This is a genomic window from Flammeovirga aprica JL-4 (assembly GCF_012844305.1).
GTDB classification, from domain to species: domain Bacteria; phylum Bacteroidota; class Bacteroidia; order Cytophagales; family Flammeovirgaceae; genus Flammeovirga; species Flammeovirga aprica.
The window spans coordinates 25,074-38,003 of sequence record NZ_JABANE010000018.1 but is presented as its reverse complement, the minus strand read 5'-3'; the positions used below and the strand labels follow the sequence as shown (position 1 = coordinate 38,003).

The window sequence follows — 12,930 nt, the reverse complement described above, 5'->3', positions numbered from 1 at the left end:
AAAATCAAACTTACAGTCCTACTTTATTTTTTTAGTCTGTTCTTTAATTTCGCTTCTGCAGAAAAATCAATACAAATTGATTTTATGACCGAAATTCAAGGGTTTAAACTATTGGAGTTGGCTAAAGATTCTACCAATATCCACAAATTAAAAGAGCTAGGAGCTGATATTTATATAGGCTTGACAGATTTCTCCGATGAAAGAGTTGAGGCTTTGAAGATCTTTCAAGATAATGGTATTGATTGTCATGCTTGGTTATTATTGTCAAAAGGAGAACACTATTGGCCTAATGCTCACAATGGAACGGCAGTACTGAAACGATATGAAAAGTTTAGAGCTTGGACCCTTTCCAATCAATTACCATGGAAATCACTTACATTGAGCCTTGCTCCTTATAGTACGGATGCTAGGATTATTGACAATGGTCCATTATCAGTGAGTAAAGTGATTTTGAAAAGATTGATCAGTGGGTCTGTTCAAGAGCATGGTGATTTAAATTATGCAAGACTAAGAGCGTTATCAAAAGCTGAGAACTTAAAATTGGTAAGTGTAATTTCTCCTTATCAGGTGGATAGCCGTGAGGTAAATGTAGAAACTTGGAAGCAAATTACTGGTACTTTCAATATATTGAACGATCAGGAAGTACTTTCTATTTTTAATTCCTACGAACCTAATTCATCCCTAACATTAGCACAGCTGAAAGAATATCAATCAGGTTTTTCAACATTACTATTGGGTTCTGCAAATGCAACCAAACCTTTAAGCAATGAAGAAAATAAAAGGGTTTTAAATTGGGATGAAACTTGTAAATACATCACTATGGCCCGTCAATATGATAAAAGTATTATCATATACGGCCTGGAAGGAGCAATAAAAAATGGAATCTTGGAACAGCTTTCCAATCATTTGACTGATGTAGAACTTCCTAACCTTCAAGAGGCGGAGAATCAAATTGCAATGGAAAGAGAAAATACTCAAATACTCTTTACAATCCTTGCAAGTCCAGGTTGGGTAGCCTTTGCCTTTTTATTCTTGGGGATCACTATTGGTATTGCCATTCTAAGAACCTTAAAATTAGTAATGTAATGCACATAAAAGAGCATTTTAAATCTTGTCCGAAATGCCAGAGTACAGCTATTAAGTTTGATACAAAGCATTTTGTTTGTTCTGAATGTGGTTTTGACTTTTATATCAATGCTTCAGCGGCAGTTGCTGTGTTGATTACCAATGCTAAAGGGGAATTATTGTTGACGGTAAGGAAGTTCGATCCTTTTAAAGGTACTTATGATCTGCCGGGTGGATTTGTGGATATCAATGAAACCGTAGAAAATGCAGCGACAAGGGAAATCAAAGAGGAATTAAATCTTGATATTACATCGTTGGAGTATTTTTGTAGTTTTCCAAATACTTATACTTACAAAGAGATCGATTACTATACTTTAGATATGGTTTTCAAAGCAGAAATTGAGGACTTCACTCCACTTCAAGCGAATGATGACGTAAGCAGTATTGTATTTCTCTCCCCAAAAAAAATAGATACAACAGCCATCGGATTAACATCCATCAAAGCCATTGTATCTAAATATATTGATTCAGTCAGCTAATTTCTAGTTGACGTGCACTTCTTTAAAGTATTGAGCAAAGATATTCTTTGCTTTTTCTATTTCCTCAGCTGTTGGAGGATTAACGCCTTCTAAATCATATTTCAAGCCCATAGCTTCCCATTTGTGAACTCCTAATTTATGATAAGGCTGAATTTCAATTTTCTCAATGGTTTTATAGTCTTTGAAAAATTGACCTAATTCATGAAGATACTCTTCTTGATCTGACCAACCTGGTACAAGAACATAACGGATCCACATTGGCTTTCCTTGTTTTTCTCTCATTTCAGCTAGTTTTAATGTAGCCGAATTGGAAACCGTAGTCAATTTGTGGTGCCAATCGTCATTAATGTGTTTTACATCTAGCATCAACAAATCAGTATACTCCAAAAGTTCTTCTACTTCCTTATTCACCAAACGTCCGTTGGAATCCAAGCAAGTGTGAATACCCTGTTCTTTTAGTCTTTTGAAAAGTGTAATTAGTTTTTTTCGATGCAATAAAGGTTCTCCACCTGAAATAGTGATTCCACCTTCATCACCAAAGTAAGGACGCTGTCTTAAGACTCTTTTCTCAATTTCATCCAATTGTATATGCTTTCCTCCTTTTACATCAAATGTATCAGGGTTGTGGCAGTACAGACATCTGAATTGGCACCCTTGAACAAAGACAATAAATCGGATACCGGGACCGTCGTGCGTACCAAATGTTTCAATAGAGTGTATTCTTAATAATTCAGGGTCTTTATCGTTTAAGATAGATGGATCTTGCTGTGGGAAAGTGCTCATATATAATTTTCGTTTTTTCCTTTGTACTTCATAAAATTAGAACTATTTCATCATTATTTTTAGTGAAATTTATTTCAGAAAAACGTTTTAATAATCTTTTTATTCAAACGCTTTCCTTGAGTGATCATATCAAAATAAATCTATCAAATAGTACGAAATAATTTTGAATTTGTACTTAAGTACTCCTACAAATTTACCTATTATATATTAGTTTTTAAGACTCCAATTCCTAATAATATTCATTAAATAAGGAATTCCTTCCATAATAGTGGCAGGTCCAGGTTGCAACATAAAAATTGGGTCTACCTCGTGTATTTCATTGTTTTTATAAAAATTCACGGATTGAATATCAGTACGATTCAAAACAGCTTCTTTATCAAACTTTTTACCACACCAGCAGAATAATCCAATATCAGGGTTTTTCTTCACCACAGGACCAAAACTTGCTAAAACTCTTCCTTGAGCCCCTTGTTCTTTGGCATGCTCTATAAATACATCTTCACCACCGCAAAGGGTAATGATTTCAGAAACCCACTGAATACCCGTAATAATTGGGTCGTCCCATTCTTCAAAATAAATTTTAGGTTTCAACTCTAGGGTCTTAGAAAATTGCTTTGCCTCTTCAATATTTGCGTACATTTTTTCGATCAACTCCTTCCCTTTCTCCTCTGCCCCAATCATTCTTGCAATCATCATTAGTGTATTGATGATTTCGGTGATAGAACGCTGATTTGTAATCAATGTTGGGATACCTTCTTTTATCAGTCTAGAAGCAATATCAGCTTGCAGGTCAGAAAACCCAATCACCAAATCAGGTTCAGTGGCTAATATCTTTTTGAAGTTTGCTCCTGTAAAACCGCAAACCATTGGTTTCTCTTTTTTGGCTTCAGCAGGGCGATCGGCAAAAGCTGAAATTCCCACTATTCTGTCTTGTGCTCCCAACAAATAAAGCCACTCAGTCACTTCATCCGTCAGACAAACAATCCTTTGGGGATATTGATGATCCATATATCAAAAAATTATAGTTATTCCTGCCCTAATTTAACACCAATAACTAAAATATCGTCAGTTTGCTTGTGATGATTCTCATCAGCCATCATCCAATTATCCAATGCGCTTTCCAAGATACTTTTTTGTAACCCAAGCTCCAAAGCACTATTTTCTTGCAGTACAGCTCTGAAATTTTTTGAACCGAACTTTCTATCTTTTGGACCACCAAACTGATCTTGAAAACCATCTGAATATAAATAAAGTGTAGTCTCTTTGTCGATCATCACTTTATGATTTGTAAAAGAAACCTTAGGTCTAGTTGAGCCAATAGAGTTTCTATCTCCTTTTATCAGTACAAATTCACCTCCCTGACTGTATACTAATGGGTTATGTGCCCCGGCAAATTCAAATATCTTTGTCTTCTCATCATAAACAAACAAGCTCATATCCATACCATCTTTCAATTGATAATTCTCCTGATGAAGGCTTTTAATAATTTGAAGATGCAGGGCTTGTAATATGATTTCGGGAGAAGTAATTTTTGTTTTCACTACGATGTCTTGCAATAGATGATAACCTACCAATGACATAAACGCTCCAGGAACACCATGTCCTGTACAATCCACAGCTGCCAATATTTTCTTATTCCCAACTTTTGCACACCAATAAAAATCTCCGGAAACTATATCTTTTGGTCTGAACAGCAAGAAGGAATCAGGAAATAAATCTTTCAATTGAGAAAGTGAAGGAAGCATTGTGGCTTGAATTCTTTTGGCGTAATTAATACTAGCCTGTATTTTATCACTGGATTCGATAAGGTGAATTTTCTGTTTCTCTACCATATCACGCTGTGTCACAATTTCCTCGTTCTGTTGTTCCAGCTCTACATTTTTATTATTGATCTGCTCAAAAGCTTCTTGAAGAGTAGCAGCATTTTGTTCTAGTTCAACCTGTTTTTCCTTTAATTCTGCTGTTCTTTCATTTACTTTTTCTTCAAGGACAGCATTCGCTTGTAATTGTTGTTCAAGCAATTCTTTCTGTGCAACTTCCTTCTCTCTTTTATACAATTTATACTTATCACTTAATGCCAATGACAAAAAGAGAACTTCTATAACACCACCATAAGCCAGTACATTTTTAGTAAATGCATTCTGTTCAATAAAATTGAACTTCATGAGTGCAAAAATAAATGTACCTACTAGATAAGCAGTCCAAGCTAGGATGAAGAAACGTGCTGATTTATTGCCTTTATACCAGATCAATAGACCAGCAACAAACATCACTAATGAATTGACTAAAGTGAATTTACTGTTTATTCTTACTGCAAAGGCATAGCTAGTGACAAAAGGCAGAAGGACTCCGATTCCTCCAAGCACCATAGTTGTAATCAGTGCGATGTCTGCAACTTTAGAATACTTTTTGGACTGCAAAGATGATTTAGCATAAAAGGAAGAAGTCAATATCCAAGCACCTATAGAAATGACTGTAATATTATTAGCTACAGAGGGTGAATTTGGAAATAAATACTGAAAATGATGTCCGCTTAATGATAAAAAGAAAGTGGAATTGGCTAATATTGGAAAGGCATAATAGAGGTAATTAAGGTCTTTGAGTGATAAGAAAATAAGGATGTTATACAAAACCATTACCAACATTATACCGATGTAAATACCGTATGCTGTTTCTGTTTTAAGATGATTAATAAAGAATGTTGTGGGCGTGGCTATTGTAAGTGGTACTTGCAGTGCGCCGTTCGTTTGAATCTTCAAATAAAGATACTTTTCAGAGTCAGCCTCTATACGAAAAGGATATAAGCAGTTTCTGAATTGAATAGCACGCTCTAAAAAAGGAACTTGATCTCCAAGTAGTTGATAGTTAATAATTTGACCTCCTTCTACCTCATAAACTTCTATAACATCAAGACTGCTATTTCCCACTTCAAGAATAAAATCTTTGTCTTCTTGTAAATCAATATTGCTAAGGGAGAGCTTAAGCCATAAAGAAGCTTCATTAAAACCTACATTGATAATTTGTTGCTCATTAGGCACAAAAACATTGGTATTTAATATTTTCTCAAAAGGTATCGCATTACTTGAATCTAAGAAGATTTCAACATGTTCCGATACAGTGTTGATTTCTTTAGAAGTAGCATCAATTAAAATTTTATTTTCACTGAAAGCAAAAGAAAAACTGAAGAGTAATATAAGCGTAGCAAAGAGTCGCATAAATAAAAATAGTCATTCAAAAAAATAGGAGTATTACTCCTTAATTGCATGACTAAGTTATAATAAAAAAGTCATATTCCAATAAATTAGAATATGACTTTTTTAACATTCAGAAAATGAGACTTTTATTTCCCTTTGATTGTTTCCATCACTCTACCACAGTGTAACATCTCGTCTCCGAAGTAAGGGTTAACCACTTCTTTTGTAGCACTCAACCAATCCGCACCAGTGTTGTTGAATGCCATTGGGCAGTGTACTAAGTAAATGTCCATTCCTGCATCACCTTTCTTTGCTACTTCAAGAAAATAAGCCGTTACAGCTTCAAAACTTTTTCTCTGAGCAGCTAAATCTGCAGAATTGATGATTGCATCGATTGATTTATTTACTTCTTCAGCACCTTCAGCAGGCATCACTGCTTTTAATCTTTTAGCATAAGTTTGTGCTGCTGTAGGATTACTCGCTATTAGACATTCCGATAATTTCATATACGCTTGAGGCGCTTTTGCCTTCTCCGCATCATAGACAACAGCTTCTAACTTTTCTTCTTCTTTTGCTGTTTCTTGTTGCTGTTGTGATTTTTGCTCTCCACCACAGCTCATTAGGAATAATCCTAATAGGAATGATAATACAATTGTTCTCATAGGTTTATATATATAATTAAAATAGATCGCTTGATAAATATTTGTCTCCTCTATCACAAACAATAAAGACAATCACGCCTTTATCAATTTTTTTTGCTGTTTCTATAGCCGCATAAGCTGAACCCCCACTACTCATTCCCGCAAAAATGCCTTCTTCTAGTGCTAATTTTCTAGTCATGTCAGTAGCATTTTCCTGGCTTACATCAATGGTTTCATCTACTCTTGAAGCGTCAAATATTTTTGGTAAATATTCTTGTGGCCACCTTCTGATACCAGGAATTCGAGCACCTTCAGCAGGTTGAGTACCGACAATAGTAATGTCTGAAGATTGTTCTTTTAAAAACTTTGAAGTTCCCATAATAGTACCTGTCGTTCCCATTGCAGAAACAAAGTGCGTCACTTCATGATTTGTATCTCTCCAAATCTCTGGCCCTGTTGTTTTATAATGTGCCAAGTAGTTGTTGGGGTTGTCAAATTGATTCAACATCAAATGCCCTCCTTCTTCCACTTTGCTCAAAGCATAATCTCTAGCTCCTTCCATAGAAATTGCTGCAGGTGTAAGCGTTACTTTTGCACCATAAGCTTTCATAGATTTTACTCTTTCAATCGTTGCACTGTCAGGCATCACCAATTCTATTTCTACTCCAAATAAAGATGACATCATCGCTAAAGCAATTCCCGTATTACCACTTGTCGCTTCAATTAATTTCATACCTTTTTTCAACTGACCACTTTTAATAGCTTCATTGATCATATTAAAAGCCGCTCTGTCCTTTACACTTCCACCGGGATTCTGACCTTCCAATTTTGCATAAATTGTAACGTTAGGGTTGGGATTCAGCTTTTCAAGCTTCACCAAAGGAGTATTTCCTACTAGCGATAATACTGATGACATAATTCTATTCGTTGATAGTTTAGAGATTAAATTCTTCGTTTTATTTCAAAAATAAAAGCAAAGATACACAGAGTTTATTTACAAGAAAGTCTGTGCAATAAATTTCTTACCTAACTGATAAATCCAAGGTTTGTTTTTACAACAGTACGCGATGAGAAAGAAACCAAATAAGTAGCTCCAAATTTTTAAGAGCATGTTTGAAACAAAAAAAGAGCCTATGTAAAATACATAAGGCTCATTCTGATTTAAATAAATAGTAATTGGGTTATTGTAAAATCTTTATAGAGTGTAAATTTTATGTGAAAAGTGTATTGTAAAAACTTTTTCTGATGATATTGACTTTCTCTCCTATTGTGCTCGTTTTCTCTTCTTCTACAACAGGAGTTGCTTTTCTTTCGTTCATTTTTATTCTACTTACTTTAGAATAATGAGCGATAGAGTTGTCAATTCTGATTTGCAATTCATTGAGAGATAATGGTTTTTCGATAAAACCTGCTACCCCTTTATTGAGTAAATGCCCTTTTTGAGTGAGATCAAATTGTCCAGAATAGACCACGATTGGAATATCTGAATAATGCTTTGATGATCTCAAGTTCAGGATAAAATCAAAGGTGTTTTCTTGATCTAGATTTAAGTCTGTCAGTACTAACTTTATAATTTTATTTTTAAGGACCTTTTTAGCTTCCTCAAGTGTTTGTGCAGCATAGACTTCATATTTATCTTTTAAAGCGTTGATTGTTAGGTCACGCATAAACTGATCGTCTTCAATAATTAGGATTGGAAACTTCATAATTCTTTTATCTGGGTCTTATGATTGTTTTATCACTTCTAAAACATCACTTCATCATCTTAAGTTCACTAATATTTATTATTTATTCACATTATTAACAAACTTCGTCCTTATTGTACCTTTTTATCTTGATTAAACGCAAAAACCAATTTTTAAAATGCGATGCCTTTTTCTTTTTTTGCATTTTAGGAGGACTGTCCATAATAAGAACATCTTTGATTCTTACCTCAAGATCATTCAAATTAAAGGGTTTCTGAATATAGTCTGCTATTCCCATATCGATGTAATTATCTTTGATTCCCGGATCTTGATTACTTGAAAAAACAATTACTGGAATCTCTTTTTCTTTTTTGTGATGAATAATCTTAAATAAACTTTCGCTTGTTTCCTTTTCTAATTTTATATCTAAAAGAATAAGGTCAATATGCTCATTATGCAGTATATTTCGCGCATTTATCATGTCATGGGCCAATAATACATTGTTATCTACGCCTAAAACATGAGATGCAATGTCTCTGATAAATAGATCATCATCAACCACTAAAATGGATTTTCTCATTTTTATAAAAGTGTAATTTATAAGAATATAACACTTTAATTGAACGTTAGCTGCATTATTAATATTTTAGTGCAAGTTATTTCATGAAAAATACTATAATAAAAATGAAGTACTGAAATACACAGGCCTATCGGAAGAAAAATAATGTAAAAATAGAACTTTTTTAAGAAGGTGAATGTTGAAACGAGTAGCTGATTAATGACAATTTATTTACTCAAAAACCTAATTATGTTTAACGAAATACTGTTATTAGATGATGATAAATTCATGCAGAAATTTGTGCGTAACCTACTATCAAAAGAGTATACAGTTCATTGTAAAAGTACTATTGCAGAAGCCCTTTCTTTTTTAGAAAAAAACACTGTAGAATTGGTGATCAGTGATATCAATCTGAACAAAGAATCGGGTATCTCTTTTATGAAAACTCTCAAAAATAACCCTCAATTTGCTACTTTACCCATCATAACCCTTTCAGGGGAAGACGCTTCTGCAAAGAAGATAGAAGTACTCAACCTTGGCGTTGATGATTTTGTTGCCAAACCTTTTAATCCCGGTGAGTTGCATATCAGAATCAAGAATATACTTGACCGCTACAGGAGATTTAATCCTCATCATAAAATAGAGAAGAAACAGGGTAAAAGAACCCTCACAGAGACTCTGCATCACATTTACGCCAACAAAAGCCTTATTGGAAAAAGAGGATTTGATATTGCTTTTTCTTTGGTCATGATGCTCTGTCTGCTCCCTATTTATTTGATCATAGCCATAGCTATTTATATCGAAAATCCAGGGCCTGTTTTTTATGTCTCCAAAAGAATTGGTAGAGATTATAACGTTATCCCCTTTTTAAAATTCCGGTCGATGAAAGTTAATGCGGATCAATTGGTACAAGGATTATTTGTAAAAAATAGCTATTCCAAATCGGAAAATATTGAAGATATAGAACCTTGTAATACCATGATTACTGGAGACGATGGGTTTACCATCAGCGAAAAAGTATTTAAGGCTAAAAAAAATCAATCTACTTTTTTTAAAATAGAGAATGACCCACGAATTACAAAAGTAGGTGCTATCATTAGAAAGACAAGTTTGGATGAGTTACCTCAGTTAGTCAACGTTCTGTTAGGGCAAATGTCCGTTGTAGGCAATAGACCTCTCCCACTCTATGAAGCTGAAAAATTGACTACAGATGGTACTGTTGAACGTTTTAATACTCCAGCAGGCATCACTGGGTTATGGCAAATTCAGAAATCGATTGATCCTTTTATGAACAGTGAAAAGAGGATGAAATTGGATAATAGATATGCTGGTACTAGAAATACAATTATGGATTTCAAATTAATGTTCAGAACATTTCCGGCAATGTTACAGAAAGAGGAATAACTTTTATTTCTTTTTTTAACAGAGAGCCTCGCTTATTGATCAATAAACGAGGCTCGTTTTTTATACATCTTATCTTCTACATAGACTATTGATAAGCATCAAAATCAACAATCATCTGTTTATTTTCTTTTATATCATTATAATTCAGCGTTTTTGATGCACCTCCTGTACTTTTATTGGTTTGAAGCATAATAGAAGAACCTTTTTGTACAAAAAAGTTGATATGTGTAAGGTTTGTATAACTCTTTTTATAATCACCCGATACTTTTAAATTTCCTTTCCCATTCGTGAATAAGACACTAATTAGTATACGGTTATCTTCTTTAAGAACAAGCTTATAAGTCCCTTTTTCCCAAACATCTTCCCCATATTCACATATTCTGTCTTGTCTCTCATCGTACCAATGATCATAAACAACACCTTCTATAGGACTCGGGGTTGGTAGAATTAAATTGTAAATCCTATTCTGACTGAAAGCATCAAAGCCCATAAATTGAAGGTTATTTGGTAGATTTATTTTGTCTAATTTATTACTGAAAAAAGCCCTTATACCTATAAATTGGAGGTGTGAAGACATTTCTACTGTCCTTAGTATATTATAGTTAAAAGCATCACGCCCTATTGATTTCAAACTTTGAGGTAATTTTAAACGCTCTAAGGAATTATCATTAAAAGCATCTGCAGCAATATTTTCTATACCTTCAGGCAGATTCAACTTTTCAATTACATTACTTTGAAAAGCTCCATATCCAATATTTTTAATACCTGTTGGAAGTTGTACACTTTCCAATTGATTGTAATCAAAGCAATTTTTCCTTATTGTTTTTATGCCTTTAGGAATCGATAAATTCTTTAAATTATTATCATAAAAGGCAGAGTCCCCTATATCAGTTATCCCCTCATGTAAAACAATCTTTTCAAGATAATTTTGTTCAAAAGCTTGATTACCAATGGAGGTAACTCTCTGTGGTAAAATTACATTGTACAAATTGCAGTATTGAAATGCTGACGCACCAATTGAGTTGATGTATTGATTTTGTATATACTCCGGTATGATAATATCTCCTCCTGGGCCAAAATACTTTATTATTTCCCCCTCCTTAACTGAATAGTCTTCATTTTTAGTGATGTAGCTTTCTACATGGTAATAGTATTCGGCAATATTTAAGGGTTCTACTTCATCTGGATTATTGCAGTTTTTCCACATTCCATCATATTCAGGAGAAGGTAATTTATAGCTTTTAAGCGCATTCTGAGAGAACGCTAATGGGCCTATATAAACTACGTTCTGGGGTAATTTTACACTTTCAAAGTTATTTAACTGAAAAGCACTTTTTCCAATTTTTCTTAGCGTATTGGGAAATTTGATCCTTTCTAATTTGTTATTGAAAAAAGCATAATCACTTATCGCTAGAAGATTTGGAGGCAAGCGTATTTCAACTAGCTTATTAAAGGAAAAAGTATCTTCTGGAATTGTGGTGAGATGTTTAGGAAAATGAACAGTTTTAAGTTTATTTCTAGCAAAAGCTGACTTTCCAATGCTTGTAAGATGATCAGGTAAGTGAAGTTCAGTTATATTATTTTTTTCAAAAGCCGATTTACCAATTGAAGTAAGTGTTTCTGGGAAACTTATATCTGTTATCTCATTATCTTTAAACGCACTTTTACCTATAGACACTAAACTTTTAGGAAATTCAATACTAACTAGTAAATTTCCTTCAAATGCACTTTCACTGATCGTTTTCAACTCTTTTGGAAAGATAACCTTATCTAAGGATAAGCCTTTAAAGGCTTCAGCTCCAATAGCTATAACTTTTTCATTATTGATTTTTGAGGGGATAATAATACTTCCTGATCTTGGGCCGACATATTTATCAATGATCCCATTATTAAAAACAAAATCATTATCTAAAGCTTTGTATTTTTCAACGGAATAGTAAAAAAAACTATTAACATCACATGCACCCTCATTAGAAGAAAATTTGTTCACCTTGTCATCAGAGACCTCATACCATTGTCCTTTTAGACCAACAGTTGGTAGTTCAATAGTGAAAAAATGTTCGGAAGAAAAGGCATATTCCCCTAAAAAGAGAAGAGATTCAGGTAATTCAATTTTTTCTAACGCATTTTCATTAAACGCATACTTCCCTATATATTGTAAGCCAGAGGGTAGTTGAATCTCATTTATCATATTCTCTTCAAATGCAAAAGCTCCAATATATTTAAGCTGTTTTGGAAGAAGGAGATGTTGAAGATTGTTATTTTTAAAAGCCCCAGGGCCTAAATAAATTAATTTTGATGGCAAATGAAGAGTTGAAATAATATTTTTATAGAATGCCTCTTCTCCAATAAAATGGACCTCATCAGGAAGAGTAACAGCTTTTAGTGCATTTTTTGAAAATGCCTCTCTTCCAATATATTTCATACTTTCAGGGAGTTCTAACTTTTTTAATTCATTAGAATAGAAGGCATTCTTTTCAATTCGTTCAAGGCCAGAGGGGAAGCTGACACTTTCAATATCATTAGATGAGAATGCAAAAGGTCCAATGTATTCTAAGCCTTCAGGGAGTTCTAACTTTTTTAATTCATTAAAAAAGAAGGCATTTTCCTCTATTCTTTTCAGTCCTTTAGGTAGGCTAACACCGGACAGCTTTTTTAATTGAAAAACTCTAGGGGCAATCGCAACAACTTTTTCTCCATTTAAAAAAGGAGGAATAATTATATCTCTTGCTTCTGAGTGATAGGCGTTGATTGTACCATCTTTAAAATCAACATCTACTTCATTGATTAAGTAAGGGACCTGTCCTTTTACAATCGAAGAAATAGAAAAAAAGAAAAGGATATACAATAGTTTGTTTCTCATTATAGTTAGAATGAAGTTCTTAAGCATTTTATTAGTTTTACTTATTAAGTAACTCAAAGATATACTTTTTCCTTTTTTACTTGATACCAAGCCAAAAATATTTAAACTATATTTTACCCTTTGATGATTGGATTGAAGTAGATAAGCACTAAGACAAAATTATATAATACTAATTCATATTATTTTTTTCGATTACT

General features: G+C 33.5%; 11 protein-coding genes. 3 read left to right on the top strand and 8 right to left on the bottom strand.

Features of this window, described 5'->3' with window-relative positions:
• The first annotated feature begins 84 nt into the window (after window positions 1–84).
• On the top strand, window positions 85–1,086 hold the full coding sequence (locus HHU12_RS08695; RefSeq protein ID WP_169656351.1) for a hypothetical protein: 1,002 nt from the start codon (window positions 85–87) through the stop codon (window positions 1,084–1,086).
• A complete protein-coding gene (locus HHU12_RS08690; protein WP_169656350.1) occupies window positions 1,086–1,604 on the top strand; it encodes an NUDIX hydrolase in 519 nt (172 codons plus the stop codon). Before HHU12_RS08695 ends, HHU12_RS08690 begins: the two co-directional genes overlap by 1 nt.
• 3 nt (window positions 1,605–1,607) lie before the next feature.
• Here the strand turns inward: HHU12_RS08690 and pflA are convergent, their stop codons facing one another.
• From pflA to HHU12_RS08655, 7 genes are all read right to left on the bottom strand, one after another.
• Window positions 1,608–2,387, bottom strand: coding sequence for a pyruvate formate-lyase-activating protein (gene pflA / locus HHU12_RS08685; protein ID WP_169656349.1), 780 nt, complete (start codon window positions 2,385–2,387; stop codon window positions 1,608–1,610).
• 207 nt (window positions 2,388–2,594) lie between these two features.
• Entirely contained in the window at window positions 2,595–3,395 is an 801-nt protein-coding gene (locus tag HHU12_RS08680; RefSeq protein ID WP_169656348.1) for an ABC transporter substrate-binding protein, read from the bottom strand.
• Between the two features lie 17 nt (window positions 3,396–3,412).
• On the bottom strand, window positions 3,413–5,602 hold the full coding sequence (locus HHU12_RS08675; protein WP_169656347.1) for a 7TM diverse intracellular signaling domain-containing protein: 2,190 nt from the start codon (window positions 5,600–5,602) through the stop codon (window positions 3,413–3,415).
• Window positions 5,603–5,727: 125 nt separating this feature from the next.
• Window positions 5,728–6,243 (bottom strand): DUF3347 domain-containing protein, encoded by a 516-nt coding sequence (locus tag HHU12_RS08670; protein WP_169656346.1) that lies wholly within the window; start codon window positions 6,241–6,243, stop codon window positions 5,728–5,730.
• Window positions 6,244–6,259: 16 nt separating this feature from the next.
• Window positions 6,260–7,138, bottom strand: coding sequence for a cysteine synthase CysM (cysM, locus tag HHU12_RS08665; RefSeq protein WP_169656345.1), 879 nt, complete (start codon window positions 7,136–7,138; stop codon window positions 6,260–6,262).
• A 295-nt stretch (window positions 7,139–7,433) separates the two neighbouring features.
• Window positions 7,434–7,928 carry a response regulator gene (locus HHU12_RS08660; protein WP_169656344.1) on the bottom strand — a complete coding sequence of 165 codons (495 nt, stop codon included), beginning with the start codon at window positions 7,926–7,928 and terminating at the stop codon, window positions 7,434–7,436.
• Window positions 7,929–8,022: 94 nt separating this feature from the next.
• Window positions 8,023–8,487 carry a response regulator gene (locus HHU12_RS08655; RefSeq protein ID WP_169656343.1) on the bottom strand — a complete coding sequence of 155 codons (465 nt, stop codon included), beginning with the start codon at window positions 8,485–8,487 and terminating at the stop codon, window positions 8,023–8,025.
• Between the two features lie 228 nt (window positions 8,488–8,715).
• On the opposite strand from HHU12_RS08655, the gene HHU12_RS35290 reads away from it, so the two are divergent.
• Entirely contained in the window at window positions 8,716–9,870 is a 1,155-nt protein-coding gene (locus tag HHU12_RS35290; protein ID WP_169656342.1) for a sugar transferase, read from the top strand.
• Between the two features lie 85 nt (window positions 9,871–9,955).
• Here HHU12_RS35290 and HHU12_RS08645 read toward each other — a convergent pair whose 3' ends face one another.
• A complete protein-coding gene (locus HHU12_RS08645; RefSeq protein WP_169656341.1) occupies window positions 9,956–12,823 on the bottom strand; it encodes a leucine-rich repeat domain-containing protein in 2,868 nt (955 codons plus the stop codon).
• Window positions 12,824–12,930 lie beyond the last annotated feature (107 nt).

Bases quoted from the DNA above. Each gene is read 5' to 3' on its own strand.
- HHU12_RS08695 (WP_169656351.1), top strand. From the start codon at position 85: ATGACCGAAATTCAAGGGTTTAAACTATTGGAGTTGGCTAAAGATTCT.
- HHU12_RS08690 (WP_169656350.1), top strand. From the start codon at position 1,086: ATGCACATAAAAGAGCATTTTAAATCTTGTCCGAAATGCCAGAGTACA.
- pflA (WP_169656349.1), bottom strand. From the start codon at position 2,387: ATGAGCACTTTCCCACAGCAAGATCCATCTATCTTAAACGATAAAGAC.
- HHU12_RS08680 (WP_169656348.1), bottom strand. From the start codon at position 3,395: ATGGATCATCAATATCCCCAAAGGATTGTTTGTCTGACGGATGAAGTG.
- HHU12_RS08675 (WP_169656347.1), bottom strand. From the start codon at position 5,602: ATGCGACTCTTTGCTACGCTTATATTACTCTTCAGTTTTTCTTTTGCT.
- HHU12_RS08670 (WP_169656346.1), bottom strand. From the start codon at position 6,243: ATGAGAACAATTGTATTATCATTCCTATTAGGATTATTCCTAATGAGC.
- cysM (WP_169656345.1), bottom strand. From the start codon at position 7,138: ATGTCATCAGTATTATCGCTAGTAGGAAATACTCCTTTGGTGAAGCTT.
- HHU12_RS08660 (WP_169656344.1), bottom strand. From the start codon at position 7,928: ATGAAGTTTCCAATCCTAATTATTGAAGACGATCAGTTTATGCGTGAC.
- HHU12_RS08655 (WP_169656343.1), bottom strand. From the start codon at position 8,487: ATGAGAAAATCCATTTTAGTGGTTGATGATGATCTATTTATCAGAGAC.
- HHU12_RS35290 (WP_169656342.1), top strand. From the start codon at position 8,716: ATGTTTAACGAAATACTGTTATTAGATGATGATAAATTCATGCAGAAA.